This is a genomic window from Kitasatospora sp. NPDC057198 (assembly GCF_042670125.1).
Taxonomy (GTDB): Bacteria; Actinomycetota; Actinomycetes; order Streptomycetales; family Streptomycetaceae; genus Kitasatospora.
This window is the reverse complement of sequence record NZ_JBHUWH010000030.1, coordinates 1-26241: the sequence shown is the minus strand read 5'-3', so window position 1 is coordinate 26241 and position 26241 is coordinate 1. Positions and strand designations below refer to the sequence as shown.

The following is a 26241-nucleotide window of genomic DNA, read 5'->3' as shown; positions in this document are numbered from 1 at the left end:
GGGCCGCCCGCGGGGCCGCGCCGGAGCGGCGTCCGGATTCCGTCCGGGTTCCGTAAGGTCCTCCGCCGGGCGGGCCCGCCGTTCGACTTCCGTAAGGGCGCGACTCGGCCGCGGCGGGGCCGGGCCTGGTTAGCGTGGCGGTCGTGACTCCTCCTCTTCTCCCGTCCCCGGCTCTTCTCCCGTCCCCGGTGGACGTGGTGCTGCCCTGCCTGGACGAGGCGCGGGCGCTGCCCTGGGTGCTGGGCCGGGTGCCGGCCGGCTGGCGGGCGATCGTGGTCGACAACGGTTCGCGGGACGGTTCGGCGCGGATCGCGGCCGGGCTGGGTGCGACGGTGGTGGCGGAGCCGCGCCGGGGCTTCGGCGCGGCCTGCCACGCCGGGCTGCTGGCGGCCGACGCCGAGTTCGTGTGCTTCCTGGACTGCGACGGGTCGCTGGACCCGGCGCAACTGCCGCGCGTGGTCGGCCCGGTGGCGGCGGGGACGGCCGACCTGGTGCTGGGGCGGCGGCGGCCGGTCTCGTTCGGAGCGTGGCCGCCGCACGCCCGGCTGGCGAACCTGGTGCTGGCCCGCCGGCTGCGCGCGGTGACGGGCGCCGAGCTGCATGACCTCGGGCCGATGCGGGCGGCGCGCCGGGAGCGGCTGCTGGACCTCGGGCTGGGCGACCGGCGCTCGGGCTACCCGCTGGAGGCGGTGCTCTCGGCGTCGGCGGCGGGCCTGCGGATCGCCGAGGTGCCGGTCGACTACCGGCCGCGGGCGGGCCGCTCGAAGGTGACCGGGACGGTGCGCGGCACCCGGCAGGCGGTGCGCGACATGCGCGCGGTGCTCGCGGCCCCGCCGCCGACCCTGCTGCTGATCACCAAGGCCCCGGAGCCCGGCCGTTCGAAGACCCGGCTGACCCCGGCGTTCACCCCCGGGCAGGCCGCCGACCTGGCCGAGGCCGCCCTCGCCGACACCCTGGCCGCGCTGGCCCGCGTCCCGGCCGGTCGGCGCCTGCTGGTGCTGGACGGTGCGCCGGGCCGCTGGCTGCCGCCGGGCTGGGAGGTGGTGCCGCAGTGCGGGGGCGGCCTGGACCGCCGGATCGCCGCCGCGTTCGCCCACGCCGCCCGGCTCGCCCCGCACGCCCCGGCGCTGCTGGTCGGCTCGGACACCCCGCAGCTCGACCCGGCCGTCCTCGCCGCGCCGCTGTCCGCGGCCGAGCGTCCGGGCGCCGACGCCTGGTTCGGCCCGGCCGAGGACGGCGGCTTCTGGGCCCTGGGCCTGGCCCGCCCGGACGCCCGCCTGGCCGAGCGGCTGCTGCACGGCGTGCCGATGTCGACCGCCGACACCGGCCGCCACGTCCGGGACCGGCTGGCGACGGGCGGCCTGGCGGTCCGCGAACTGCCGACGCTGCTGGACGTGGACGGGCCGGACGACGCCGCCCGGGTCGCCGCGCTGGCGCCCGGCACGCTCTTCGCCGCCCGGCACGGACGGCTGCGCGCCGCGCAGCCCGCGGCCGAGTGAACGCCCTCCGCGCGGAGCCCGCGGAGCCCCGGACCGCGGAGCCCCGGGCCGCCGGATCCCGGACCGCCGAGCCCTGGGTCGACGACCCGTTCGGACGGGCCGTGCGGGCCGGGCGGGGCCCGCTGTGGCTGCGCCGGGCGGACGGTTCGCGGCTGCTGCTGGAGGTGGAGCGCTGGTGCGCACCCGCCGCCGGGGCGGACCACGGGCTGGTGCTGCGCTGCCTGGGCCTGACCGCGCCGGTGCTGGACCTGGGCTGCGGTCCCGGACGGCTGGTGGCGGCGCTGCTGGGGGCGGGCGTGCCCGCGCTCGGGGTGGACGTCTGCGCGGCGTCGGTGGAACGCACCGCCCACCTGGGCGGTCTCGCGCTGCGCCGCTCGGTGTTCGACCGGCTGCCCGCCGAGGGCCGCTGGGGCGGGGTGCTGCTCGCCGACGGCAACCTCGGCATCGGCGGCGACCCGGCCGCCCTGCTGGCCCGGGCGGGTGCGCTGCTGGCCCCGGGCGGCCTGCTGCTGGTGGAGACCGCGGCGCAGGAGGTGGACGAGGTGGCGGACGTCCGGGTGGAGGGCCCGGACGGCGCCGGGCCGCCGTTCCGCTGGGCGCGCTGCGGGCCCGCCGCGACGCTGCGGCACGCCCGTGCCACCGGCCTGGAGCAGGCCGAGCACTGGGTCTCGCACGGCCGTTCGTTCCTGGCGCTGTCGCGTTCCTGACCGCGGACCGGCCCCGTTCCTGACGGCGGACCGGCCCCGTCCCTCACGGCGGACCGACCCCGTTCCTGACGGCGGGTCAGTCCCGCTCCGCCCACTGCGGGTGCTCGCGCTCGGCCCACTCGCGGTCGACGGTGCCGGTGCGCATGCCGCGCCGGGCCTCCGGGTCCAGGTACGCCATCCGCAGGTGGCCGAGCACCACCGCGGCGACGGCGAACGCGAACCAGTCGTGCACGAAGGTGGCCCCGGTGCGCCACACCGCGGGCGCCAGGCCGGTGCACCACATCAGCAGGCCGGTGCCGAGCATCACCAGCATCGTGCCGAGCGTCCACTGCGCGTACAGCTTCTGTCCGGCGTTGAACTTCCCGGCCGGGCGCGGGCCGGCCCGGCGGCGGCGCACGGTGCGCAGCCAGGTGCGGTCGGCGGCGGTGAACCGGCCGAGGCGGGCGGCGTCGCGGCGCATCGCCCGGGTCGCCAGGGCGAGCAGCAGCGGGACGGGCAGCAGCAGGCCGCTCCACTCGTGCACGGCGGCCACCAGGCGTCGGCGGCCGACGAGTTGGGCCAGCGGCGGCAGGTAGAGGCAGGCTGCGGTGGCCAGGCAGGTGAGCATCAGCGCGGCGGTGGCGCGGTGGGCCCGGCGCTGGGCGGGGGCGAAGCGGGGGCGGCGGTCAGGCGGTGGGGTCATCGTCGCGTCCGTTCGACCGGCCGACCCAGGCGTCCACGTCGTAGCCGAGCCGTTCCCAGTAGCCGGGGCGGACGGTGTCGGTGACGGTGATCGTGGAGAGCCACTTGGCGGACTTGTAGAAGTACATCGGGGCGACGTACAGGCGCACCGGGCCGCCGTGGGCGTGGCCGATCGGGGCGTCCTGCATCCGCAGCGCCACCAGGACGTCGTCGCGGCGGGCCTGTTCCAGCGTCAGGCTCTCGGTGTAGGCGCCGTCGAAGCAGCCGAAGCTCACCGCCCGGCCCTCCGGCCGGACCCCGGCGGCGTCCAGCAGCGCGGACAGCGGGACGCCCTCGAACGGGGTCGCGGGCACCCGCCACCCGGTGACGCACTGCACGTCGTGGACGATCCGCCGCTGGGTGAGTGCCCGCAGGTCGGCGAGGCGCAGGGTGGCGGGCCGCTCCACCAGGCCGTCGACGGTCAGGGTGTAGTCGGCCTCGCCGCGTTCGGGCACCGAGGCGGTCACCGAGTAGTACCGGAACCCGCCCCCGCCGGGCAGCGCCCGGCTCAGCCCCGTCGGGTCGTTGCGCACCACCGCGTCCTGGGCGCGCTGCAGCCAGGGCCCCGCCGCGACCCCGGCCGCGCCGAGGCCGAGCAGCCCGAGCACCACCCGGCGCCCCACCGGGGCACCGCGGGTCGCTTCGTCCTTGTCGTCGTTCCTGTCCTCGTCCACGGGGTGATTGGACCAGCCGGGGACGCCGTTGCCCAGGGGCGCGGGCGCGCCGTCAGACTTCCGTCATCTGTGCGCCGACCGGCCGCGGCCACCGCCCGGCCCGCCGGACGGACACCACCACGATCACCAACAGGGCTGCGCCGTAGGCGAGTTGTTGCACCCGGCTGCCGCCCGCCAGGTACAGCAACTGCCCGGCCGCGGGCACCGCCAGCCACTCCCAGCGGCCGTCCAGCGCCGCCAGCGCCACCACCAGCAGCCCGTACCAGGGGTAGGCGGGGGCCGCCAGCAGCAGCGCCCCGCCGGTGACCGTCAGCGCGCCCCGCCAGGGCCGCGCCGGGTCGCCGTGCCGCAGCACCCGCCACACCAGGGCGGCGAGCAGCGCGGCCCCGGCCCACGGCGCGAGCCGGTCGGGCAGCACCAGGCGCAGCAGGCCGAACCGCTCCAGGTGGCCCTGCCGGTAGCCCTCCTCGCGCAGGTAGCCGGGGAGGTAGCCGAGCACGCCCGTCCCGGAGAGCGCCAGGTACGGCAGGTAGGAGAGGACGAACACCCCGGCGGCGGCCCCGAGCAGGCGCAGGTCGGCGCGGGTCGGGCGGCGGGAGCGCGCACCCGACAGCGCACCCGACAACGCACCCGACAGCGCGCCCGGCAGGGCCAGCACGGGCAGCAGCTTCACCGCCGTCGCCGCGCCCAGCGCCGCGCCGCCCGCCGCGGCCCGGCCGCGGGCCGCCCAGCCCAGGCCGGCCACCGTCAGCAGCGCGCCCAGGGCGTCGACGTGCGCGTCGTTGACCGCCCACACCGCGACGCCCGGACACCAGGCCCACAGCGCGGCTCGCCGCCGTCCGCCCGTCACCGCCAGCAGCGCGCCGGTGGTCGCCACCGCCAGCGCCGCCCCGGCCGCCTGGGCGACCCGCACGCCGTCGCCGAACGGGTGCTGGGCGAGGAACCAGAGCTCCGCCAGCGGCGGGTAGATCGTGTGCACGGCGGGCCGGTTGATCCGGGTGCAGGCCCCGTCGGCGGTGCGCCGCTCGTCCCACCCGGCGCAGCCGTCGCCGACCGGGAACCGGCCCGCGTCCCGCAGTCGGGCCAGCGCCGGGTCCCCGGGGGCGCGCGCGTACGGGGAGCCGCCCGCCGCCTGCACCTTCCCGTCCCAGCCGTAGCGGTAGGCGTCGTCACTGGTCCGGGGCGGGGCCAGCAGCCCGACCGCGGCCACCAGCACGCCGCCGGCCAGCACCAGCCGCGCCACCTGCCGCTGCGGCACCCGGCGCAGCGCGAGCAGCGACAGCGCGAACAGGACGGCGTCGGCGGCGTACCAGCCGTACAGCGGCGGACGGTTGCCGAGGGTGCCGCCGGTGGTGAGGGTCAGCGCGAGGCAGCCGGCCAGGGCGGTGACGGCGAGGGCGCAGAGCGGGACGGGGCGTGCGGTCACCGGCCCACCCTCGCACCGCCGGACGCCCGCGCGACCGTGGCGCGGTGCGCCGTCCTGGTTCCGTAAGCACTCCGGGCCCGTCCGGGTTCCGTGAGCAGTCCGGGCCCGTCCGGGTTCCGTGAGCACTCCGGGCCCGTCCGGGCTCCGCGAGCACGCCGGGCCCGTTCGGATTCCGTAAGCACGCCGCAGCGCCGCCACGGGCACCGGGCGCGCTTCGATGGCTCCGTGGACCCCGACTCCTCCCCCGCCCGGCGGCGCCTCGACCCGCCGCCGCCCGCCCCGCCCGCCGTGCTGCGGCGCGGTCCGCTGCGTCCGGGCGCGTTCCGCTCCCCCGCGCACGAGCCGCGCACCGCGGTGGTGCTCGGCCGGTGGCTGGGCGCGGCACTGCTGCTGTGCTTCGCCACTGGCCTGGTGAGCCACCTGCTGCAGGACCCACCACCCTGGCTGGTGCACCGGCTGCCGTCCCGCCCGGTGGACGGTTACCGGGTCACCCAGGGCCTGCACGTGATCGCCGGACTGGCCGCGATCCCGCTGGCGGGCGCGAAGCTGTGGACGGTGTACCCGCGGCTGTTCGCCTGGCCGCCCGCGCGCGGCGTGCTGCACCTGCTGGAGCGGCTGTCGATCGCGCTGCTGGTCGCGGCGGTGCTGCTGGAGCTGTTCAGCGGGCTGCTGAACACCCTGCAGTGGTACCCGTGGCCGTTCCCGTTCCGCCAGACCCACTACTGGACCGCCTGGACGGCCGTCGGCGCGCTGCTGGTCCACCTCGCCGTCAAGGCGCCGGTGATCGCCGCGCACTGGCGCCGGGCCGCTGCCGTCCCGTTGCCCGGACGGCGGGCCGTGCTCGCGGCGACGGCCGCCGCCGTCGGCGCGGTCACCCTCACCACGGCGGGCCAGTCGGTGCCCTGGCTGCGCGGCCTCGACCTGTTCGCCCCGCGCCGCCCCGGCACCGACGGGCTCCCGGTCAACCGCACCGCCGCGCAGGCCGGGACCACCGCCGTCCCCGCCGACTGGCAGCTGGCCGTCGACGGCCCGGCCGGCTACCGGATCGGCCTGGCCGGGCTGCGGGCCCTGCCGCAGAGCACCGCCGACCTGCCGATCGCCTGCGTCGAGGGCTGGAGCGCGGAGGCCCGCTGGACGGGCGTGCGGCTGGCCGACCTGCTGCGCCGGGCCGGGATCCCGGCCGGGTCGACGGTCCGGATCACCTCCCTGGAGGCCGACGGCCCGTACCGGGTCAGCGAGATGCCCGCCGCGTACGCCGACGACCCGCTCACCCTGCTCGCCCTCGCGCTCGACGGCCGCCCGCTGACGCCCGACCACGGCTTCCCGGCCCGGATCGTGGCGCCGAACCGGCCCGGGGTGCTGCAGACCAAGTGGGTCGCCCGGATCGAGGCGGCCTGAGGTGCGGGCGGTGCGCGGTGCCCTGCTGCTGGGCGGTCTCGCCCTGCTCGGCTGCGGCCTGGTCGGCCTGCTGACCGACCCGTACGTCACCGACCCGCTCGGCGTGCTGCTGTGGGCGGCCGGGTTGGTGGCGCTGCACGACGGGCTGTGGCTGCCGCTGGTGTGCGCGCTCGGCGCGGCCGCGACGGGCCGGCCGGTGCTGCGCGGCTGGCTGGTGGTCGCGGCCGCGGTGGGCGCGGTGGCCGTCCCGGCGGTGCTGCGGGCCGGGGACGACCACGGCAACCCGACCCTGCTGCCGCTGCCCTACCTGCGCGACTGGCTGCTGTTCCTCGTCGTGACCGCCGCGGCCGCCGCCGTGGCCGCGCTCGCCGCCCTCGTCCGCCGGACCGCCGGGAAGGCACCCCGGCAAGGCCGGTGACCGGGCCGTCCAGGGCGTGCGAGCGGGTGCGGTCGCGGGCGGCGGGCAGCCGCCCGGTCGGCGCCTCGCCCGGTCCGGGCCCGGTCGCCCGCCGTGCCTGGCGCCGGGCAGCCGGACTCCCTAATGTGAGCGGCACTCATATTATCGAGCGCGAAGGGGGTCGCCATGACGGACCGCCACGATCTGCCCGCCGGGTTCCGCTGGGGGGTGTCCACCGCCGCCTACCAGGTCGAGGGCGCGGTGGACGAGGACGGCCGGGGGCGCTCGGTCTGGGACGCGTTCTGCGAGCGGCCCGGGGCGGTGAAGGACGGGGAGAGCGGACGCGTCGCCTGCGACCACTACCGCCGGTGGCCGCAGGACGTGGGGCTGATGCGGGAACTGGGCGTGGACGGGTACCGGTTCTCGATCGCCTGGCCCCGCGTCCGGCCGACCGGGCGCGGGCCCGTGAACCCCGCCGGGCTGGACTTCTACGACCGGCTCGTCGACGGCCTGCTGGACGCGGGCGTCACCCCGCTGCCCACCCTCTTCCACTGGGACCTGCCGCAGGCCCTGGAGGACGGGGGCGGCTGGCTGCGCCGGGAGACCGCCTTCCTGTTCGCCGAGTACGCGGGCGCCGTCGCCGACCGGCTGGGCGACCGGGTGCCGGCCTGGATCACCCTGAACGAGCCGTTCGTCCACATGGTGTACGGCTACGCCCTCGGCGTCCACGCCCCCGGCCGGGCCCTGATGCTGGACGCCCTGCCCGCCGCCCACCACCAACTCCTCGCCCACGGCCTGGCCGCCGCCGAACTGCGCGCCCGGGGCCTCGGCGTCCTGGTCGCCAACAACCTGACACCGGTGCGGGCGGCGAGCGACGCCCCCGGGGACCGGGCCGCCGCCGACGCCTACGACACCCTGCACAACCGCCTGTTCACCGACCCCCTGCTGCTGGGCCGCTACCCCGACCTGTCCGCCTACGGGGTCGGGCCGGACCTGCGCGGAGCCGTCCGGGACGGCGACCTCGACCTGGTCTCCGGCCCCGGGCTCGACGGACTGGGCGTCAACTACTACAACCCCACCCGGATCGCCGCCCCCACCGAACCCGGCCTGCCCTTCGCCGAAGCACCGATCGAAGGCGTCCCCCGCACCCACTTCGGCTGGCCCGTCGTCCCCGAGGGCCTGCACGAACTGCTGCTGACCCTCCGCGAACGCTACGGCGCCGCCCTCCCCCCGATCACCGTCACCGAGAACGGCTGCTCCACCGGCGACGGCGTCGACGACGCCTTCCGCATCGACTACCTGGCCGGCCACCTCGACGCCCTCGCCCGCGCGAGCGCCGACGGCATCGACGTCCGCGGCTACTACACCTGGTCCCTGCTCGACAACTTCGAGTGGGCGGAGGGCTACAGCCAGCGCTTCGGCCTCGTCCACGTCGACTTCGCGACGCAGCGGCGCACCCCGAAGTGCTCGTTCGCCTGGTACCGGGACCTGATCGCGGCGCACCGGACGAAGTCCGCAGCACGGTGACGGAGCGGGACCGCCGCACGGGCGCCCCGCCGTCGGGAAGCGCACCGGGCACGCCGCCGGAACCCGGACGGTCCCGGCCCGGTGGAGCAGCCGTTCTCGGTGACGGTGCCCGGGGGAGGGCGGCGCCGCCGCGTCCGCGGAAGGCGCCCCGGCGGAACCCGGCGGGCGGGGCGTAGCGGTCCGGCACGGCGGCCTCCGGCCGGCGCGCTCCCCCGGCGAACCGCCGTTCGGACCCTGCGGCCGGGACCGTTCGGCCCTTCCGGACCGCCGGGGCGGGTGTGGACAGTGACCCCAGGTCAGCGATGTGTCCGGCCCGCGCGGCGGGCCGATCGGGTGGGCGTGGGCGCCCAGGGAGGCCGTGCGATGGAATCCGACGAGGTCATGCTGGCTGTCCGGCTCACCACCGCGGAGCGGACGCTGCTGCGGTGGCTGGCCCGCGGGCACCGGGGCGACGTGTCCGAGGTGGTCGCGGACGCGCTGCTGGACGTGCTGCCCGCGCTGCTCGCCCAGGACGTACCGCCCTCCGCCGAGCCGCCGGGCCGGGCCGCCCCGTGCGCCGTGACGGTCTGGCTGCCGCCGGAGCTCGCCGACCTGCTCCCGGCCCTGGCCGCCCGCCTGGCGCCCGCGGTACCCAGTGCCTGCGCCGCGCTGGGCACCGCGCTGCGGCTGTGGCTCCGCCAGGACCCGGCCCGCCTGGCCGCCGGCCTGCGCGCCATGCACGCGCGCCCGTCCGCACCCCCGCACCCGCACCCGCGCCCGCTCCCCCGCCCGCACGTCCACCCGTTCGCCGCCTGACCCGGACCGCCCCGCGCCGCCGGTGGAGCACCGGTGCCCGGTGCCCGGCGGCCCGGCGGCCCGTCAGCCCCCGTCCGGCCGGGGCCTTCCGGCGCGGGACGGCTCCGGAACCGGGGCCCTCGGGCCGCCACGGGCGGGACCATCGGCCCTGGGACGGCGGGCCCGCCGCGGACGATCATGGAGCGCCGCCGCCCGGCGGGGGCCGTGCCGCCCCCGGACACCTCCTCCGCCGGGCGGTCCGGCGCACCCCGGGCCCCGACACCCCGGAACGGCCCGCCCCGCCCTCGGCCCCACCACCGTCCCCCGCCGCCCGAAAGGAGCACCCGCCGTGTCCACCCCGCCCCTTCCCCTCCTTCCCGTCCTTCCGCTCCCCTGCTCCGTCCCCGGGGACGCGCTCGCCCTCGCCCGCGCCCGGATCACCGCCGCCGCCCGGGACGCCTCCGCCCTGGTCGAGGCCGTCCGGATCCGGCTCACCGCAGGGCCGGAGCGCGTCCTCGCCCAGGTCAACGCGGAGGTCGACGGGCGCCGGATCCGCGTCCAGCTCGCGGCCCGCACCGCGGGCGAGGCCGCCGAGCGGCTCGCGGACGGCCTGCGCCAGCGCGTCCGCGCCGTCTCCGCGAGCTGGTGCCCCCGTCCCTGGCCGTCCGCCGCGCCCGCCCCGGCGGCGTCCTCCTCCACCCGCATCGTCCGCGTCAAGTCGCCCGTCCTGGTGTGGTGTTCACCCGACGCGGCGGTGCGCACCCTGGACGCCATGGACTACGGCATCCACCTGTTCACCGACCCGGCCACCGAGACCGACGCCGTCGTCCACCGGATCGGCCCCACCGGCTACCGGCTGGCCCGCACCCGGCCCGCCGGCCCGCCGCGCCGACCCGCCACCCCGCTCACCCTCAGCCCGCACCCGGCCCCGGTGCTCACCGACCGGCAGGCCGCCGCCCGGCTGACCGCCGCCGACCTGCCCCACCTCTTCTACACCGACCCGGCCACCCGCCGCGGCCGCGTCCTGTACCGCCGCCTCGACGGCCACCTCGCCCTGCTCGCCCCGGCCTGAAATCCGCGTGCCGGGCCGGGCCCGCTCCGTTAGGGTCCCGGGGCATGACGGGGGAACAGCAGCAGGTCACCGTGCACCGCGTGCGCTCAGGCTCCCGTGAGTACCGCGTCCTCCGCTCCGCATCCGGTCCCGGGCGGCTCGCCCTGCGGGACGAGTACCACTGGCTGACCCTGTACGCGGACCGTGCGGGCCTGACCCGGCTGCTGGCGATGTGGGCACTGGCCGCCCGCTCCCCGCACACCCTGGTCCACCTTCCGCTGCGCGACCGGCCCGCCCCCGCCGGGCCGTCCACCACCCCGATGTACCAGGGCGAACACCCCGCTCTCGACCTCGTCCTGGCCCACCACTCGCTGCGGTTCCGCCCCAGCGCCTGGAAGGACGTCCGCTCCCGCCTCGGGCCCGGCCGCCCGCAGACCACCGGCACCCCGGCGGACGACTTCCCGGCCGGACCCCGCTCCGCCGGGCGCTTCCACCACCGCGACTTCCGCGACCACCTGCACTTCGCCACCGCCGCCGGGACCCTCTTCGTCACCGGCAGTGCCCCGGCCTTCCGCGACGCCGGCGCCGCCCTGCGCACCCTGCGCGTCGAGGCCCCGGCCGCCCACCACCGCGCCCCCCGCCCCCCGCGCCGGCCACGAGTGCGTCGAACTCTTCCCCGCCCCCACCTGCCGCGACCCCCGCCTCCCGGGCCTCCTGCACGTCCAGTACTGCCCGGAGTGGGTGTACTGAACTCCCGTTGCTCCGAAGGCAGTCGGGCAGGGCAGCGTCCCGCTGGACGTCCGCGCGCGGCGGGTCCGGGCCCGGACCCGCCGGTGTCGGCTACAGCCAGTTGCGCCGCTTGAAGATCAGGTAGAGGCTGACGCAGACCACGCCCATCAGGCCGATCGCGAAGGGGTAGCCGAAGGCCCAGTGCAGCTCCGGCATCTCTTCGAAGTTCATGCCGTAGACGGTGCCGATGAGGGTGGGGGCGAACAGGATGGCGGCCCAGGAGGAGATCTTCTTGATCTCGTCGTTCTGGGCGTGGCCGGCTTCGGCGAGTTGCTTCATCTCCTCGTTCTGGCGCTGGGAGACGAGGGTGGCGTTGACGGTGAGGATGTTCTGGAGCATCTGCCGGAAGCCGTCGACGCGTTCGGCGGCGTAGGTGGCGTGGTCGGCGACGTCGCGCAGGTAGCGCTGGAGCTCCTCGTCGGTGCCGTACTTCTGGAAGCCGCCCTCGAGGGCGCGCATGATCTCCAGCAGCGGGCCGGTGGCGCGCTGGAACTCGATGACCTCGCGGGAGAGTTCGTAGATGCGGCGGGAGACCTGGGGGTCGCCGCCGAAGACCTCGGTCTCGATCTCGTCGATGTCGTGCTGGAGGCCGGCGATGACGGGGGCGTAGCCGTCGACGACGGCGTCGAGGACGGCGTAGAGGACGGCTTCGGGGCCCAGGGCGAGGAGTTCGGGGTCGGCTTCGAGGCGGCTGCGGACGGTGGAGATGTCGGGTGACTGGGAGTGCCGGACGGTGAGGACGAAGTCGGGGCCGACGAAGAGGTGGACCTCGCCGAAGTCGACCTCCTCGACGTCGTCGAGGTAGCGGGCGGCGCGCAGCACCACGAACAGGGTGTCGCCGTAGCGTTCCAGCTTGGGGCGCTGGTGGGCGACGATGGCGTCCTCGAGGGCGAGTTCGTGCAGGTCGAACTGTTCGGCGGCTTCGACGAGTTGGGCTTCGGCGGGGCGGTAGAGGCCGATCCAGGCCATGGTGCCGGGCTTGCCGGGGAGTTCGCGGTAGATCTCGGCGAGGCCGGCGGGGGCCGCTATCCGGTGGCCGTCGCGGTAGACGGCGGCGTCGACGACGGAGTGTTCCAGCGCGGCGGGCCGGTCGGTGTCGTGGCCCTGGTCGGAGCGCGGGTCCATGGAGTGTTCGGGGGCCGCGGCGCGGTCGGCGGGGCGCCGGGCGGGGGTACGGCTGAAGGGTCGCTTGCTCGCGCGCACGGCGCGCACACGCCAGTCGGACACGGCGGTACCTCCACGGGTCTGTGCCGCCGGGCCCGGACGGAGGGGCGGGCGGCGGTCCCCGGGGGCGGGCGGCGCGGGGCGGTGCCGGTGCGAACGCGGGGTTCAGCGGGCGGTGCGGCGCGGGCGGTGCTGCCGGGGGCCAGGAGCGGGTGGGAACTTCCCGGAGCGGGGCCGACTTCGGCCCGGACTACTGCACTCCACTGCTCTCACCTCCTGGGCGCCCCGGACGCCCCGGGGGAGCGTCTCGACCGCGGCCCAGTCTAGCCCCGCGCGTCGTGCGGCCGTTCCGACCGGTCGGGGTGCCAGGCTGGGCGCGGCGGGTCGACGGACCGTCCCCGCCCCTCCCCCCGGACCTCCGCGAGAAGGACCTGCGCCGTGCCGCTCTTCGTCCCGTCCCCGCAACTGCTGCGCCCCGCCGAGCTGTTGGACTCGCCGGACAGGGTCCCGGACGCGCGGGCGGGCGGGACGCCGGAGCCGCTGCGGGCGGGCCTGGTGGAGCTGCTGGGCGGGGCGAAGGTGCTGAGCGGGGTGTCGGACCTGGTGAAGTACGCCTCCGACGCGAGCCCGTACCGCTTCGTGCCGCAGGTGGTGGTGCTCGCCGAGACGGTGCAGGACGTGGCGGCCGTGTTCGGGTACGCGCACCGCAACGGCCGCACCCTGGTGTTCCGGGCGGCGGGGACGTCGCTGAACGGGCAGGCGCAGGGCGAGGACATCCTGGTGGACGTCCGCCGGGCCTGGGCGGGGACGGGCCTCCGGGCCGGGGCGCAACTGCTGCCGGACGGCGTGCGCGCCCGGATCGCGCCGGGCACCACGGTGCTGCGGGCGAACGCGGCGCTGGCCCGGCACGGGCGGCTGCTGGGGCCGGACCCGGCGAGCGGGCGGGTGGCCACGGTGGGCGGGGTGGTGGCGAACAACGCGTGCGGGATGACGGCGGGCACCGCCCGCAACTCCTACCGGCTGCTGTCCGAGGTGACGTTCGTGCTGCCGTCCGGCACCGTGGTGGACACCGGCGCGGCGGACGCCGACGAGCGGCTGCGGGAGGCCGAACCGGCGCTCTGCGCGGGCCTGTTGGCGCTGAAGCGGGAGGTGGAGGCGGACGCCGCGCTGGTGGCCCGGATCCGGGCGAAGTACGAGCTGAAGAACACCAACGGCTACCGGCTGGACGCGCTGCTGGACGGCGGCACCCCGGTGGAGGTCCTGCGCGGCCTGGTGGTCGGTTCGGAGGGCACCCTCGGCTTCATCGCGGACACGGTGTTCGAGACGGTGCCGCTGGAGCCCCGTGCCTCCACCGCGCTGCTGTTCTTCCCGTCGCTGGCGGACGCGGCGGCGGCCGTGCCGGGCTTCAACGACCTGGGCGCCCGCGCGGTGGAGCTGATGGACGGCAACACGCTGCGCGCGCTGGCCCCGGTGCCGGGCGTCCCGGACGACTGGGCCGGGATCCCGCGCGAGGTGGCGGCCCTGCTGGTGGAGTTCCGCGCCCCGGACGACGAGACGCTCGACGGGTACGAGGCGGCCGCCCGGCGCGCCGTCGAGGGGCTGCGGCTGGTCCGCCCGGTGGCCTCCGCCGGCAACGCCTTCACCCGCGACCGGGCCGTGGCCGCCGTCTACTGGCACGCCCGGGAGGCGTTCGTGACGGCGGTCGGCGGGGCCCGCCCGTCCGGCACCACGCTGATCACCGAGGACTTCGCCGTCCCGCCCGCCCGGCTGGCCGAGGCGTGCACGGCGCTGCTCGAACTCCAGGCCGCGCACGGCTTCGACGCGGCCGTCTCCGGGCACGCCGCGCACGGCAACCTGCACTTCCTGCTGACCTTCGACGCCTCCCGCCCGGAGGACGTCCGCCGCTACGCCGCGTTCATGGACGCGTTCTGCGCGATGACCGTCGAGCGCTTCGACGGCGCGCTGAAGGCCGAGCACGCCACCGGGCGCAACATCGCGCCGTACCTGGCGCTGGAGTGGGGCGAGCAGGCGACCGCGCTGATGTGGCGGATCAAGGAGTTGTTCGACCCGCACGGCGTCCTCGCCCCGGGGGTGGTGCTCAGCCGCGACCCGGAGATCCACCTCAAGGGCCTCAAGTCGATCCCGACGGTGGAGGCGGTCGCCGATCCGTGCATCGAGTGCGGCTTCTGCGAGGCGGTCTGCCCCAGCCGCGACCTGACCACCTCGCCGCGCCAGCGGATCGTGCTGCGCCGCGAGATGACCCGGCAGGCGGACGGCTCGAAGGTGCTGGACGAGCTGCTCGGCTCGTACGGCTACGACGCGGTGGACACCTGCGCGGGCGACTCCACCTGCAAGCTGGCCTGCCCGGTGGGCATCGACACCGGCGCGCTGATGAAGGACTTCCGGCACCGTCGGCACTCCGCCTTCGAGGAGCGCGGCGCCGCGACGGCCGCCGACCGCTTCGCGCTGCTGGAGGCCGCCGCCCGCACCGGTCTGGACGCGGCCGCCCACCTGCCCGACCGGCTGCTGGCGGCCGCCACCGGTGCGGCCCGCGCCGCCGTCCGGCCCGACCTCGTCCCGGCCTGGCTGCCGGAGATCCCGTCCGGCGCGGCGAAGGCGCTGCCGCCCACCGGGCCCCGCTCCGAGGCCGCCGCCGTCTACTACGTGGCCTGCGTGAACCGGATCTTCGACTCCACCGGCGGCGGGGAGCACGTCTCGCTGCCGCAGGCGGTGGTCGACGTCTCCCGGCGGGCCGGAAAGCCGGTGTGGATCCCCGCCGACCTGCCGGGGACGTGCTGCGCGACCATCTGGCACTCCAAGGGCTACGAGGACGGCAACGCGCTGATGGCGAACCGGATCGTCGAGCGGGCCTGGGAGTGGACCGGCCGCGGCGAACTGCCGCTGGTGGTCGACGCCTCCTCGTGCACGCTCGGCATCGCCGAGGAGGTGCTGCCCTACCTGACCGCCCGCAACCAGGAACTGCACGCCCGGCTGACCGTCGTCGACTCCACCACCTGGGCGGCCGGCCTGCTCCCGCACCTGACCGTCACCGCCCCGCTGGCCGGCGCCGTGCTGCACCCCACCTGCTCGATGCGCCACCTGGACGTGGTCGGCGACCTGGCGGCCGTCGCCGGGGCGCTCAGCGCCGAGGTGGTGACCCCGGTGTACGCGGAGTGCTGCGGCTTCGCGGGCGACCGCGGCCTGCTGCACGAGGAGCTGACCGCCTCGGCGACCAGGCACGAGGCCGCCGAGGTGCTCGCCCGGAGCTTCGACGACCACCTGAGCGCCAACCGGACGTGCGAGATCGGCATGGACCACGCCACCGGCCGCAGGTACCGCTCCGTGCTGATCGCCCTGGAGGCGGCCACCCGCCCGGCCCGGTAATCGCGTGGCGCGCACCGCCGCGGACGGGCCACACTCGGGCGCGTGAGCGAGCAGACCCGGGCCCCGGACAAAAACCTGCGCGCGGCGGCCGCCCTGCTGTCGTCCGCCGAGCCCTCCCGACGGGCCGCCGGGTACCGGCGGCTGGCGGCGCGCACCGCGCCCGGGGCGGACGCGCTGCGGGCCTGGGCGGTGAAGACCGTGCTGCCCCGGGCGCAGCGGGAGCCGGACGGGCTCGCGCTGTCCGCGCTGGTGGAGGTGCTGGGGGCGGCGCAGGACGAACGGGCGCTGCCGGTACTGCTGGAGCTGGCCGCCCACCCGGACGGGGCCGTCCGCCTCGCGGTGGCGCAGGTGCTGCCGTTCGTCGGCGAGCCCGTCCAGGACTCGCCCCGGGTGCGCGCCCTGCTGGCGCTGAGCCGGGACGCGTCCCCGGCGGTGCGGGACGCGGCGGTGTTCGGGCTGGGCACCCAGGGCGAGGCGTACGGCCCGGCGGTCCGGGCCGCGCTGCGCGAGCGGCTGGACGACGAGGACGAGGAGGTCGCCGAGGAGGCGGTGCGCGGCCTGGCCAATCGCCAGGACGTCTCGGTGCTGCCCCGGCTAATCGACCTGCTGGAGACGTACGTGCAGCCGCACCCGCTGACGCCGTCCGCCGCCGCGGTCCTCGGCCGGCCCGAACTGCTACCGGTGCTCGCCGAGTTGGCGGCGGAGCGGCCGGAGGACCGGCGGATCGCGGCGGCCCTGGACGCCTGCGACCCGGCCCGGCGCGCGGAGCGTTCCGCGCTGGCCTGGCGGCTGCTGGAGGAGCTGGCCGTCCGGCGCCCCGACCTGGACGCCGCGCTGGTCTGGCCGCGCTTCTCCGCCGACCTGGAACTGCGGGTCCGCCACCCCTCCGTCCCGGACGGCTACCTGGTGGCCGCCCTGCTCCGCCGCGCCGGCCAGGACCCGTCCCGGGCGGCCGAGCTGGTCGACGCCGACTTCCCGCCCGCCGCCTGACGCCTACTCCCCCCGCAGCGGCCGGACGATCTCCTCCACCAGCCACTTGGCGACGCCCGGCGGGTAGGGCGCGCGCAGGCTGAGCACCAGGTGGGTGAAGCCCGCGGCGATCAGCTCGGCGAGCACGGCCCGGTCCCCGGCCGGGTCCTGGTAGGAGACGATGTACTGCACGGAGCGGGTGAGCGTCGCGGGGTCGCGGCCGATCGCGGCGCAGTGCGCGTCCAGCACCCGGGCGCGTTCGGCGACGGCGGCGACGCCGTTGTGCGGCGGGCCGGGCACGTTCCAGATGTCGGCCCGTTCGGCGACCAGGCGCAGCAGTCTCGTCCCCCAGCCGCCGATCAGGATCGGCGGGCCGGGGCGCTGCACCGGGCCCGGCCGGTTGTGGTTGCCGGTCAGCGTCGTCCAGCGCCCGGCGTAGTCGAACGCCTCGCCGCTCCACATGCCGCGCAGCACCTCGATCGTCTCGGCGAGCCGGGCGATGCCCTCGCCGGGCGGCACCAGGTTCAGCCCGTAGCCGGCGTACTCGGCGACGGCGGGGTTCTCGCCCGCGATGCCGCCCGCGCCGGCGGGTTGGTGGGTGCCGCCGACGCCCAGGCCCATGACGAGCCGTCCGCCGGAGAGCACGTCGACGGTGGTGGCCATCTTGCCGAGCAGCGCGGGGTGGCGCAGCGGGTTGGCGGTGACCAGCAGGCCGAGCCGCAGCCGCCGGGTGCGGGCGGCGAGCGCGCTGAGCAGCGTCCAGCCCTCCAGGACGTCACCGTCCTTGGGGCCGGCCAGGGGCATCAGGTGGTCCCAGAGCCAGGCGTCGGCGAGTTCGGGGAGCTCGTCGGCCTCCTCCCAGACCCGCAGGATCTCGGGGTAACTGACGCGCATGGGTGTGGTCTTGACGCCGAACGTGACGCCCGGCGGGGTGAGTCGGTCCATGTTCCGTCAGCGTAGCCGATCGTCAGCACCACTGACTATCATTCACACTGAACATCAGCGGCCCCGGCTATCCTCGCCGCATGACGAGCGACGCCCGCCCCGAGCAACTCACCGACCGGCTCGGCTACCTGCTCAAGCACGCCCACCTGCGCTACGCCGAAGCCTCGGCCCGGGCGCTCGCCCCGCTCGGCACGGACGGGCGCGAACTGGCCGTGCTCGCCGTGCTCGCCTCCGACGTCCCGCTCTCCCAGCAGGAGGCCGCCGGACGCCTCGGCGTGGACCGCACCACGATGGTCGCCCTGGTCGACGCCCTGGAGGCGAAATCGCTGGCCGAACGCGTCCGCAGCCCCGCCGACCGCCGCAAGAACATCGTCCGGCTGACCGACGGGGGGCGGCGGCTGCTCGACCGGGCGGAACGCACCCGCCTGCGCACCGAACGCGAGTTCCTGGCCGCCCTCCCCGCCCCCGACGCGGACGCCCTGCGCGCCGCCCTGCGCGTCCTCGCCACCGGAACCGCCGGAACGGCCGGAGCAGCCGGAGACGCCGAGCCCGCCGGAGACGCCGCACCCGCCGGAGCCGACGACCGGGACTCCTGAAGCGGGCGGGCGCGCGCCGCGGTGCGCCACCGCACGCCCCGGCGCACTTCCGCACGCCCGGCGGTCGAGGGATGGCGGGGTGTTTCGCCGGGAATGCCCCGGGTTGCCCCTGCCTCACCGCACCACCGGAGCGTGACCGAGTGACCACTCCGCCGTCCGACCCGTCCCCGCCGTCCGACCAGTCCCCGCCCGCCGGCGCCTCCTCGGCGCCCGTCGTGTTCGACGCCCCGTTCTCGGACCGCTCGCAGTGGGCCGCCGGGACCACCTCCGCGTACCCGCCGGGTGGGCGCAACACCGGCGACAACAAGCTCGACCACCTGGCGGCCGGCTACGGCCCGGACGGGGACAGGTTCACCGCGCTGCGGGAGAGCGCGGGCAGTTGGCGCACCCCGCTGGTGACCACCGAGGGCACCGCGGGCGGCTTCGAACTGCGCCCCGGGGACCGGCTGGAGGCGCGCTGCCAGGTGACGGCCGACCAGGGCGCCTGGCCCGCGATCTGGACCTGGGGGCGGGACGCCGCACCCGGGCAGCCGCAGCCCGGCCACGGGGAGGTGGACGTGCTGGAGCACCACGACGGCCACCCGCGGATGCTGGAGCTGAGCAACCACGTCCGCCCCGGCGACCCGGCCTACCTGGACGGGCTGGTGACGCCGGGCCGCTGGTTCGCCGTCGCCTGCACCTTCGGCGCCGACTCGGTGCGCTGGGAGCTGGACGGCCGCGAGGTGTACGCCGACGGCCGCGGCGTCGGCCCCGACTGGCGGGCCTGGATCATCGTCAACCTGTCGGTGGCGGGCGGCCGTTACGGCCACCGCCGACCGCGCGCCAACGCCCGCCGGCTGTCCTGGCGCTGCCGCGGCCTGACCGTCCGCCGCCCGCACTGACCCCGCCCGCGCCACCTACCCACCCTGCGCGCCCTGCCACCCGGCGCGCTCAGCCCTCCGGCGCGCCCTGCCGCCCGGCGCGCTCAGCCCAGCAGCACGCCGAACGGCCCCGCGATCAGGTGGTAGTCGGCCAGGAACGCCGTGAACACCGCGGCGGCCAGCGCGATCGCCGTCATCGCGATCCGGCCGGGCAGCCGCCACCAGTGGCGCAGCCAGCCCGCGACGGCCCCGGCGGCGACGGCGAGCGCGACGGGCGGGACGGCGGCCCCCCACCAGGTGGGGGCGAGGGCGAGCGGGGTGCCGAGCGGGACGGCCTCCATCATCGCGTTGCCGTCCGAGACCAGGGCCAGCAGCGCGACCAGGAACCCGGCGGCCAGCAGCCCGGCCAGCGCGCCGGCCGCCCGGGCGGCACGGGCCGGGAGCGGGTGGGCGGGGCGGCGGCGCAGCCGGCGGGTGAGCGCGGTGGCCGGGACGGCGACGACGGCGGTGAGCAGCACGGCGAGGGCGGTACCGAGCACGGTCAGCCGGGGGCCGGGCCGCTCGCGCCAGGCGAGTCGGCGGTAGGCCGTGGACGGGGTGTCGGAGGCGGTCAGCACGCCGTCCCGGAAGGCGATCTCGGCCTGGCCGCCGCGTTCCCGGTAGCGGCCGTCACCGAGCGGCGACCAGTGCCGGGCGCTCGCGCGGGGGTCGAGCGCGAGCCCTTCGGTGCGCAGTCCGGTGCCCTCCGCGGTGACGGTGACGGTGCCGAACAGTTCCTCGGTGCGCATCATGCTGTCCCGGCTGACCCGGGCGGCCAGGTACGTCCCGGCGTCCCGCCCGGCGTCCGCGCCGCCCACCGCGTCCGCGTCGGCCGCATCCGCGCCGGCGGTCGGGGGGTGTCCGCCGGGGAGGGTGTCGACGATCGCCCGGATCAGCTGCTTGCCGTCCCAGCCGGCCGTACCGTCGGTGCCGTCGCCGTTGTAGACCACGTACACGCCGAGGTGCTGTTCGGGCAGGATCAGCAGGTTGCCGTGGAAGCCGGGCAGGTCGCCGTCCTTGAACCAGCCGGTGAAGCCGTCGCGGGTCCACTGCTCGTACGCCCAGCCCATGCCGGGCAGTCCGGGGTCCTGCCGGTAGTGGACGGTCTGCATCAGGCGGGCGGCCGGGTCGGGGGCGAGCTGGTCGCGCAGCCAGCGGGACATGTCGGCGGCGGTGGTGATGCCGCCGGGGCCGCTGGGTGTCCACGGGCCGTACTGGCCGTGCTCCTCGGTCCAGCCGTCGGCGCCGTCGGGCCGGTAGCCGCGGGCGGGGGTGAGGCCGGCGGGGTGCGGCTGGGCGAAGGAGGTGCGGCTCATGCCGAGCGGCCCGAGCACGGTGTCCTGGACCTGTTCGGCGAACGGCCGTCCCGAGACCCGTTCGACCACCAGACCGGCCAGGGCGGCACCGTAGTTGTCGTACGCGACGAGCGTGCCGGGCGGCCGTACCCGGGCCGGGCGGTGCTCGGCGAGGCTCCGGGCGAGGGTGGGGAGCCCGTCGGGGGTGGCCGAGTTGACGCCGACCAGGTCGCTGTCGAAGCCGGCCGTGTGGGTGAGCAGGTGATCGGTGGTGACCGGGCGGCCGGGGTAGCTGTCGGGTATCCGGTTGCCGGGCGGCAGGTAGCGGTTGACGTCGGCCGCCGGGTCGAGCTTTCCGGCGGCGGCCAGTCGGGCGGCGCTCTGCGCGGTGAACAGCTTGGCCAGCGAGCCGAGGTGGAACCCGGTCCGCTCCGGGTCGACGGGGGTGCCGGCGGCGGTGTCGGCGACGCCGTAGCCGCGCAGCAGCACCTGGTCGCCGCTGACCACGGCGACGGCCGCGCCGGGGATCCGGTCGCGCCGCAGCTGCTCGGTGACGGTGCGGTCGATCAGCCCGCCGAGGTCGGCGGGGACGGCGGGGTCGGCGGCCGACGCGGGCGCGGCGGCGGCGAGCGGGAGCAGGGCGGCGAGGGCGAGGGCGAGCAGGGCCGGCCGGGAGGCGTTCATGATCCGATCATTCGGCCGGGTCGGGGCTCCGCGGCAGTGCGCGGCGCACCTGCCGGCATGCATTCTGCACATCGCCCCGGGCGTCCGCCGCCGCGGTCCGGCCCGGCACAATGGCCCGCATGTTCAGGGGAGACGACGGGGACGCGGGCGGGGAGCCGGGCGGGGACGAAGGCGGGGACGAGGGCCTGCCGGGGCCGGTGGTGCTGTCGCTGGTGCTGCTGGGGGCGATGTTCGGGATGGCCTCGCCCTCCGACGGCGGGTGGTGGCCGCACCCGGTGGCGTGGGTGGCGTTCGGGGTGCAGGCGGTGCACTGCCTGCCGTGGACGGCGCGGCTGCGCGGGGCCTGGACGCTGGCGGCGCAGCTGCTGCTGGCCCCGTGGTCGGGCGTGCCGGGGTTCGCGGCGGCCTCGGTGCTGCTGCTGGTGCGCCGTCCGGTGCGCTGGGTGCTGTTCGCGCTGGTGGTGGCGGCCGCGGCAGTACCGGCGGACAGCCCGTACGGGGCGGCGAACGGCGCGGGCAACGCGCTCGCCCAGGGGCTGACGGTGTACGCGCTGACCAGGTTGTTCCACCGGTACGCCGAACTGCACGCCGCCCGGGGCAGGTTGGCGTCCGCGCGGGTGGCCGAGGAGCGGCGGCGGGCGGCCCTCCATCTGGACGCGGCGCTCGGGGTGCCGCTGGCGGCGGTGCTGCGGTTGGCGGCGGCGGGCGACGCGGCGGGGGTGGCGGCGACCGCGCGGCGGGCGGCGGCCGGGGTCCGGGCGGCGCCGGGGCCCGGAGCGGACGGGGGCGCGCCGGACGGCCCGCTGCCCGCGCCGGTGCTGCCGGTCCTGGTGGCGGTGCACGCCGGGTACCTGGCCGTGGGCGTGGCCTACCTGGCGGAGCGTCGGCTGACGCCGCTCCAACTGACCGCCCTGCTGGGCGCGTTGGCGGTGGTGACCGGTTTGCAGGTCCGGCACTCGCTGCCCCGGCCGCCGGGGGTGCGCCCGGCCGGGTTCGGGTGGACGTGGGCGCTGCAGTGCGCCCTGGCGGTGGCGGTGCTGTTCGGACCGGGCGGTCCGCACCCGCAACTGCTGGCGTTCGCCGCCGCGTCGGCGCTGGTGCTGCTGCCGCCGGCCGCCGGGTGGCCGGTGCTGGCCGCGGCGGTGGCGGCGGCGGGCGCGGTGAGCGGGGCGGCGGCGGTGGACGTGGTCACCATCGCGCTGGTCTGCTACGGGCTGGCGCTGCTCACCGCGATGGTGCACCAGGTCCGGGAGGCCCGGCGGGCGCTGGCCGAGCTGGCGGTGGCCCGGGAGCGGCGGCGGATCGCCCGGGACGTGCACGACCTGCTCGGTTCGGGGCTGGCCGCCGTCGCGGTGAGTGCCGAACTCGCCCTGCGGCGGCCGTCCGCCGGACACCTGGCGCGGGCCGCCGAGTTCGCCGAACGGACGCTGGGCGAGCTCCGGGCGGTGTCCGAGGGCGGGGCGGTCCTCGAGCTGTCCGCCGAACTCGCCTCCACCGAGGCGCTGTTGGCGGCGGCTGGCATCGCACTGGCCCGCACCGGCGGCCCCGGCGACGTCCCGTCGGCGGACCGCCCGCTGTTGGCGGCCGTGCTGCGCGAGGGCACCACCAACCTGCTCCGGCACAGCCGCGCGACCCGCTGCGTCCTGGAGCTGGGCCCGCACGGCCTGCGCCTGGCCAACGACCGCGCCCTCGCCCCCACCGACCGCCCCCGGCACGGCACTTCGGGCCACGGCACGCCCAACCTGGCCGCCCGTGCCGCCGCCCGGCGCGCCGCCTTCTCCTCCGCCCCCGACGGGAACGGCGGCTGGCTCCTCGAACTGGCGCTGCCCGTCGGCGTTTTGGCCGGTTCGACAGCTCAGCAGGGGAATTGACGGGCCGTCAGGCGTCCGGGTGCGGCAGCCAGCCGGCCTCGCGGGCGATGCGGACGGCGTCCAGCCTGGTCCGGGCGTCGAGTTTGAGCTGCGCGGCGGCCAGGTAGTTGCGGACCGTCCCGGCCGACAGGTGCAGCCGTTTGGCGATCTCGCGCGGTTCCCAGCCCGCCGCGGCCAGCCCGAGGGCCTGGGCCTCGCGTTCGGTGAGCGGGCTGGCGGGGGCGGTCAGGGCGCGGGCGGCCAGGTCGGGGTCGACGGCGCTCTCCCCGGCGGCGACCCGGCGGACGGCGTCGGCCAGGCGGTCGGGGGGCGCGTCCTTGGGCATGAACCCGGCGGCACCGGCGGCGAGCGCGGCCCGCAGCACCTCGACCCGGCGGTGGGCGGTGAGGATCAGCACCCGGCACTCGGGCAGCCGTTCGCGCAGTGCGGCCGTCCCGGCGATGCCGTCGGCGCCGGGCAGGTCGACGTCGAGCACCGCGACGTCCGGCCGGTGGGCGAGCGCGGCGGGCAGCACCTGGTCGCCGTGCCCGGTCTCGGCCACCACCTCGATGTCGCCGGCCTCGGCGAGCAGCGCCCGCAGCGCGCCGCGCACCAGGTGCATGTCCTCGGCCAGCAGCACTCTCACCATGTCGTCCCGTCCCCCCGCGTCCCGGAGGCCCCAGGATATGCGGGCGGCCGGGGCCGGGTCCCGCCGCCGCCCGCGGCCGCGGCGGGACCGGTCGCGCTACAGCTCCAGCGACACCCGGTGGCGGCGCAGCCAGCCGTCCAGCAGCAGCACCACCTCCCCGGCGTTGCGCACGTCGCCGCCGGAGGCGCCGGCGACGGCCGCGGCGGTGGCGGCGGGGTCGATCAGGTCGCGGACGGGGGCGTCGCGGTGGGCCAGCAGTTCGCGCAGTTCGGCGCGCAGCGCCTCGGCGTAGCGCGGGTCCTGGGTGGAGGGGTAGGGGCTCTTGACCCGCTGGGCGACGGCCTCGGGCAGCACGTCGCGGGCGGCGGCGCGCAGCAGGGACTTCTCCCGGCCGTCGAAGTTCTTCATCGCCCAGGGGGTGTTGAAGACGTACTGGACCAGCCGGTGGTCGCAGAACGGGACGCGGACCTCCAGGCCGACGGCCATCGAGGTGCGGTCCTTGCGGTCGAGCAGGATCTGCACGAAGCGGGTCAGGTGCAGGTGGCCGATCTCGCGCATCCGGCGTTCGTGGCCGCTCTCCCCGGCCAGCCGGGGGACTTCGGCGAGCGCCTCCCGGTAGCGGGCGTCCCGGTAGCCGGGGAGGTCGAGCTTGGCGAGCAGGCCGGGGGCGAGCAGGGACTGCGGGCCGAGCCGGGCGGTGCCGCCGGTGAAGCCCTTGGCGAGGGCGTACATCCAGGGGAAGCCGTCGTGGGCGACGGCGGCCGGGTCGTGGAACCACAGGTAGCCGCCGAACACCTCGTCGGCGGACTCGCCGGACAGCGCGACGGTGGACTGCTCGCGGATCGCCTTGAACAGCAGGTACAGCGAGGTGTCGCCCTCGCCGAGGCCGGAGGGCAGGTCGCGGGCGGCCAGCACGGCGTCCCGGTGGCGGCGGTCCGTCAGGTCGGCGGTGTCCAGCACGATGTCGCGGTGCGCGGAGCCGACGTGCTGGGCCAGGGCGTGCGCGTAGGGGCCGTCCGGGGTGCCGCGCAGTTCGTTGGGGACGAAGTTCTCGCTCTGGCCGGTGAAGTCGACGGCGAAGGAGCGCACCGGGCCCTGTCCGGCGGCGGCCAGGCCGCGGGCGGCGAGCGCGGTGATCACCGAGGAGTCGAGGCCGCCGGAGAGCAGGGTGCACAGCGGGACGTCGGCGATCAGCTGGCGGGCGACGATGTCGTCGAGCAGGTCGCGGACGGTGGCGATGGTGGTGGGCAGGTCGTCGGTGTGCTCGTACGACTCCAGCGCCCAGTAGCGGCGTTCGGTGCGGCCGCCGCGGTGCACCCGCAGGGTGTGGCCGGGCTTGAGTTCGTGCATGCCGCGGTAGACGGCGTGGCCGGGGGTCTTGGTGAAGGCGAGCAGTTCGGCCAGGCCCTCGGCGTCGACGGCGGCGTGCGCCTCGGGGTGGGCGAGGATCGCCTTGGGCTCGGAGCCGAACAGCACGCCGTCGGCGGTGGGCCAGTAGTAGAGCGGTTTGATGCCCATCCGGTCGCGCACCAGCAGGAGTTCCTCGGTGCGCGGGTCCCAGAGCGCGAAGGCGTACATGCCGTTGAGGTGCCCGGTGAACGCCTCGCCCCACTCCAGGTAGGCGTGCAGGGCGACCTCGGTGTCGCTGTCGGTGCGGAAGGCGTGGCCGCGGGCGGCCAGTTCGGCGCGCAGTTCGCGGTAGTTGTAGATCTCGCCGCTGTAGGTGGTGACCAGCACGGTGCGGCCGTCGTGCTCGGCGGCCATCGGCTGGCGGCCGCCGTCGAGGTCGATGACGGCCAGGCGCCGGTGGCCGAGGCCGACGTGGGTGCCGAGCCAGACGCCGGCGGCGTCCGGGCCGCGGCAGGCCATGGTGGCGGTCATCGCGGCGAGGGTGGCGTGCTCCGTGCTCAGGTCCCGGTCGAACGAGACCCATCCGGTGATCCCGCACATGCGAGGTGGTGGCCCTTCCTCGGAGGGCCGGCGCCGCACCGCCCCCGGTGGTGGCGGGGGCGGGGCCGTCTCCCGTACGGCCGCGCCGGCGCCACGACGCTAGGCGGGATGGGTGCACTCGACAACCAAGTGTTGGTCATGTACATCCAGTTCGGGCCACCGACGGCCCCCGCCCCACCTGCGCCGACGCCCCCTCAACTCCCCTCCCCTGCCCGCACATCTGGCCCGAACAGGCAGCATCGGCGCCGCGCGGGGCACCCCGTGGCGGAGCACCGCGTTCCGCGGCGGGGGGCTCGCTACCGTCCTCACAACCGGTCCGGACCGATCCGCGACCCGCTGCGAGGAGAGACCCGCCATGCGACGCCCCGCCACTGCCGTGCTGTCCACCGCCCTGTCCGCCGCCCTGCTGTCCGGCTTCTGGACCGCCTCGCCGGCCCGGGCGGCCACCCCCGGGGAGCCGGCCGGCACCGTCACCGCGACGGTGGCCCTCGACCCCGCCGGCACCGTCGACGCCAACGGGTACGTGACCCTCTCGGGCACCTACCGCTGCTCGCCGCTCCCCGCCGGGGTGGGCCTCCTCACCAGCACGCTCGGCATGTACAGGGGCGCCACCTGCGACGGCACCGAGCACACCTTCACCGACCGGAGGCGCCCCGCCCGGGAGCAGCTCTACACCGTCGGCCCGGTCGACGTCAGCGCCGGCGTGTCCTGGATGCGGCCGGGAACCTACCCGGTCATCCTCCTGACCACCGTCATCGCGAGCGACACCCGGACCGTCGACCTCCGGGCCCCCGCGAACTGACCCCCCGTCACCCCGCGGCCGGGCGGGTCCGGACCCGCCCGGCCGGGCACCCCCCTGTCGCGGCGGCCACCGCCCGGTGGTGAACTGGGACG

Annotated in this window: 22 protein-coding genes and 1 pseudogene; 15 read left to right on the top strand and 8 right to left on the bottom strand. The window is 77.1% G+C overall.

Annotated features, from left to right (window positions below; translation table 11 throughout):
* Nucleotides 1–188: 188 nt before the first annotated feature.
* The 3 genes and pseudogenes from ACFUEL_RS06085 to ACFUEL_RS06075 all read left to right on the top strand — a co-directional run.
* A pseudogene (locus ACFUEL_RS06085) lies at nucleotides 189–896 on the top strand (glycosyltransferase family 2 protein); the annotation flags it as partial.
* A gap of 99 nt (nucleotides 897–995) precedes the next feature.
* Entirely contained in the window at nucleotides 996–1499 is a 504-nt protein-coding gene (locus ACFUEL_RS06080) for a DUF2064 domain-containing protein (protein ID WP_380234817.1), read from the top strand.
* Entirely contained in the window at nucleotides 1496–2206 is a 711-nt protein-coding gene (locus tag ACFUEL_RS06075; RefSeq protein WP_380234807.1) for a methyltransferase domain-containing protein, read from the top strand. Before ACFUEL_RS06080 ends, ACFUEL_RS06075 begins: the two co-directional genes overlap by 4 nt.
* Before the next feature lie 76 nt (nucleotides 2207–2282).
* Here the strand turns inward: ACFUEL_RS06075 and ACFUEL_RS06070 are convergent, their stop codons facing one another.
* The 3 genes from ACFUEL_RS06070 to ACFUEL_RS06060 are packed head-to-tail and all read right to left on the bottom strand — an operon-like array spanning nucleotide 2283 to nucleotide 5026.
* Complete coding sequence (locus ACFUEL_RS06070) at nucleotides 2283–2888, bottom strand: cytochrome b/b6 domain-containing protein (RefSeq protein WP_380234805.1); 606 nt, start codon at nucleotides 2886–2888, stop codon at nucleotides 2283–2285.
* A complete protein-coding gene (locus ACFUEL_RS06065; protein WP_380234804.1) occupies nucleotides 2872–3600 on the bottom strand; it encodes a molybdopterin-dependent oxidoreductase in 729 nt (242 codons plus the stop codon). Before ACFUEL_RS06065 ends, ACFUEL_RS06070 begins: the two co-directional genes overlap by 17 nt.
* A 52-nt stretch (nucleotides 3601–3652) precedes the next feature.
* Nucleotides 3653–5026: a hypothetical protein gene (locus ACFUEL_RS06060; RefSeq protein ID WP_380234802.1), complete on the bottom strand. Its 1374-nt coding sequence runs from the start codon at nucleotides 5024–5026 to the stop codon at nucleotides 3653–3655.
* 288 nt (nucleotides 5027–5314) lie between these two features.
* Between ACFUEL_RS06060 and ACFUEL_RS06055 the strand changes: the two genes are divergently transcribed.
* From ACFUEL_RS06055 to ACFUEL_RS06030, 6 genes are all read left to right on the top strand, one after another.
* Nucleotides 5315–6424 (top strand): molybdopterin-dependent oxidoreductase, encoded by a 1110-nt coding sequence (locus ACFUEL_RS06055; protein WP_380234816.1) that lies wholly within the window; start codon nucleotides 5315–5317, stop codon nucleotides 6422–6424.
* A 10-nt stretch (nucleotides 6425–6434) separates the two neighbouring features.
* Complete coding sequence (locus ACFUEL_RS06050; protein WP_380234800.1) at nucleotides 6435–6842, top strand: hypothetical protein; 408 nt, start codon at nucleotides 6435–6437, stop codon at nucleotides 6840–6842.
* A 165-nt stretch (nucleotides 6843–7007) separates the two neighbouring features.
* A complete protein-coding gene (locus tag ACFUEL_RS06045; RefSeq protein WP_380234798.1) occupies nucleotides 7008–8348 on the top strand; it encodes a GH1 family beta-glucosidase in 1341 nt (446 codons plus the stop codon).
* 363 nt (nucleotides 8349–8711) lie between these two features.
* Nucleotides 8712–9143 (top strand): hypothetical protein, encoded by a 432-nt coding sequence (locus ACFUEL_RS06040; RefSeq protein ID WP_380234797.1) that lies wholly within the window; start codon nucleotides 8712–8714, stop codon nucleotides 9141–9143.
* 328 nt (nucleotides 9144–9471) lie between these two features.
* A complete protein-coding gene (locus ACFUEL_RS06035) occupies nucleotides 9472–10194 on the top strand; it encodes a sigma 54 modulation/S30EA ribosomal C-terminal domain-containing protein (RefSeq protein ID WP_380234796.1) in 723 nt (240 codons plus the stop codon).
* Between the two features lie 44 nt (nucleotides 10195–10238).
* Complete coding sequence (locus ACFUEL_RS06030; protein WP_380234795.1) at nucleotides 10239–11036, top strand: hypothetical protein; 798 nt, start codon at nucleotides 10239–10241, stop codon at nucleotides 11034–11036.
* Here ACFUEL_RS06030 and ACFUEL_RS06025 read toward each other — a convergent pair.
* Nucleotides 11014–12189 (bottom strand): magnesium and cobalt transport protein CorA, encoded by a 1176-nt coding sequence (locus tag ACFUEL_RS06025; RefSeq protein WP_380234794.1) that lies wholly within the window; start codon nucleotides 12187–12189, stop codon nucleotides 11014–11016. The two genes, ACFUEL_RS06030 and ACFUEL_RS06025, sit on opposite strands and share 23 nt — an antisense overlap.
* Before the next feature lie 375 nt (nucleotides 12190–12564).
* On the opposite strand from ACFUEL_RS06025, the gene ACFUEL_RS06020 reads away from it, so the two are divergent.
* Both ACFUEL_RS06020 and ACFUEL_RS06015 read left to right on the top strand, forming a co-directional pair.
* Nucleotides 12565–15510: an FAD-binding and (Fe-S)-binding domain-containing protein gene (locus tag ACFUEL_RS06020; RefSeq protein ID WP_380234793.1), complete on the top strand. Its 2946-nt coding sequence runs from the start codon at nucleotides 12565–12567 to the stop codon at nucleotides 15508–15510.
* A gap of 42 nt (nucleotides 15511–15552) precedes the next feature.
* Nucleotides 15553–16500: a HEAT repeat domain-containing protein gene (locus ACFUEL_RS06015; RefSeq protein ID WP_380234792.1), complete on the top strand. Its 948-nt coding sequence runs from the start codon at nucleotides 15553–15555 to the stop codon at nucleotides 16498–16500.
* 3 nt (nucleotides 16501–16503) lie between these two features.
* On the opposite strand, the gene ACFUEL_RS06010 is transcribed toward ACFUEL_RS06015, so the two are convergent.
* On the bottom strand, nucleotides 16504–17424 hold the full coding sequence (locus ACFUEL_RS06010) for an LLM class flavin-dependent oxidoreductase (RefSeq protein ID WP_380234791.1): 921 nt from the start codon (nucleotides 17422–17424) through the stop codon (nucleotides 16504–16506).
* An 80-nt stretch (nucleotides 17425–17504) separates the two neighbouring features.
* Between ACFUEL_RS06010 and ACFUEL_RS06005 the strand changes: the two genes are divergently transcribed.
* Both ACFUEL_RS06005 and ACFUEL_RS06000 read left to right on the top strand, forming a co-directional pair.
* Nucleotides 17505–18020 carry a MarR family winged helix-turn-helix transcriptional regulator gene (locus ACFUEL_RS06005; protein WP_380234790.1) on the top strand — a complete coding sequence of 172 codons (516 nt, stop codon included), beginning with the start codon at nucleotides 17505–17507 and terminating at the stop codon, nucleotides 18018–18020.
* Nucleotides 18021–18160: 140 nt separating this feature from the next.
* Nucleotides 18161–18901, top strand: a complete 741-nt coding sequence (locus tag ACFUEL_RS06000; RefSeq protein WP_380234789.1) for a beta-glucanase — start codon at nucleotides 18161–18163, stop codon at nucleotides 18899–18901.
* 83 nt (nucleotides 18902–18984) lie between these two features.
* Here the strand turns inward: ACFUEL_RS06000 and ACFUEL_RS05995 are convergent, their stop codons facing one another.
* A complete protein-coding gene (locus ACFUEL_RS05995; protein ID WP_380234788.1) occupies nucleotides 18985–20898 on the bottom strand; it encodes a serine hydrolase domain-containing protein in 1914 nt (637 codons plus the stop codon).
* Nucleotides 20899–21017: 119 nt separating this feature from the next.
* On the opposite strand from ACFUEL_RS05995, the gene ACFUEL_RS05990 reads away from it, so the two are divergent.
* A complete protein-coding gene (locus ACFUEL_RS05990; RefSeq protein ID WP_380234787.1) occupies nucleotides 21018–22769 on the top strand; it encodes a sensor histidine kinase in 1752 nt (583 codons plus the stop codon).
* A 7-nt stretch (nucleotides 22770–22776) separates the two neighbouring features.
* Here ACFUEL_RS05990 and ACFUEL_RS05985 read toward each other — a convergent pair whose 3' ends face one another.
* Entirely contained in the window at nucleotides 22777–23397 is a 621-nt protein-coding gene (locus tag ACFUEL_RS05985; protein ID WP_380234785.1) for a DNA-binding response regulator, read from the bottom strand.
* Between the two features lie 96 nt (nucleotides 23398–23493).
* A complete protein-coding gene (gene asnB / locus ACFUEL_RS05980; RefSeq protein ID WP_380234784.1) occupies nucleotides 23494–25347 on the bottom strand; it encodes an asparagine synthase (glutamine-hydrolyzing) in 1854 nt (617 codons plus the stop codon).
* Nucleotides 25348–25702: 355 nt separating this feature from the next.
* On the opposite strand from asnB, the gene ACFUEL_RS05975 reads away from it, so the two are divergent.
* A complete protein-coding gene (locus ACFUEL_RS05975; RefSeq protein ID WP_380234783.1) occupies nucleotides 25703–26149 on the top strand; it encodes a DUF6299 family protein in 447 nt (148 codons plus the stop codon).
* The last annotated feature ends 92 nt before the right edge of the window (nucleotides 26150–26241 follow it).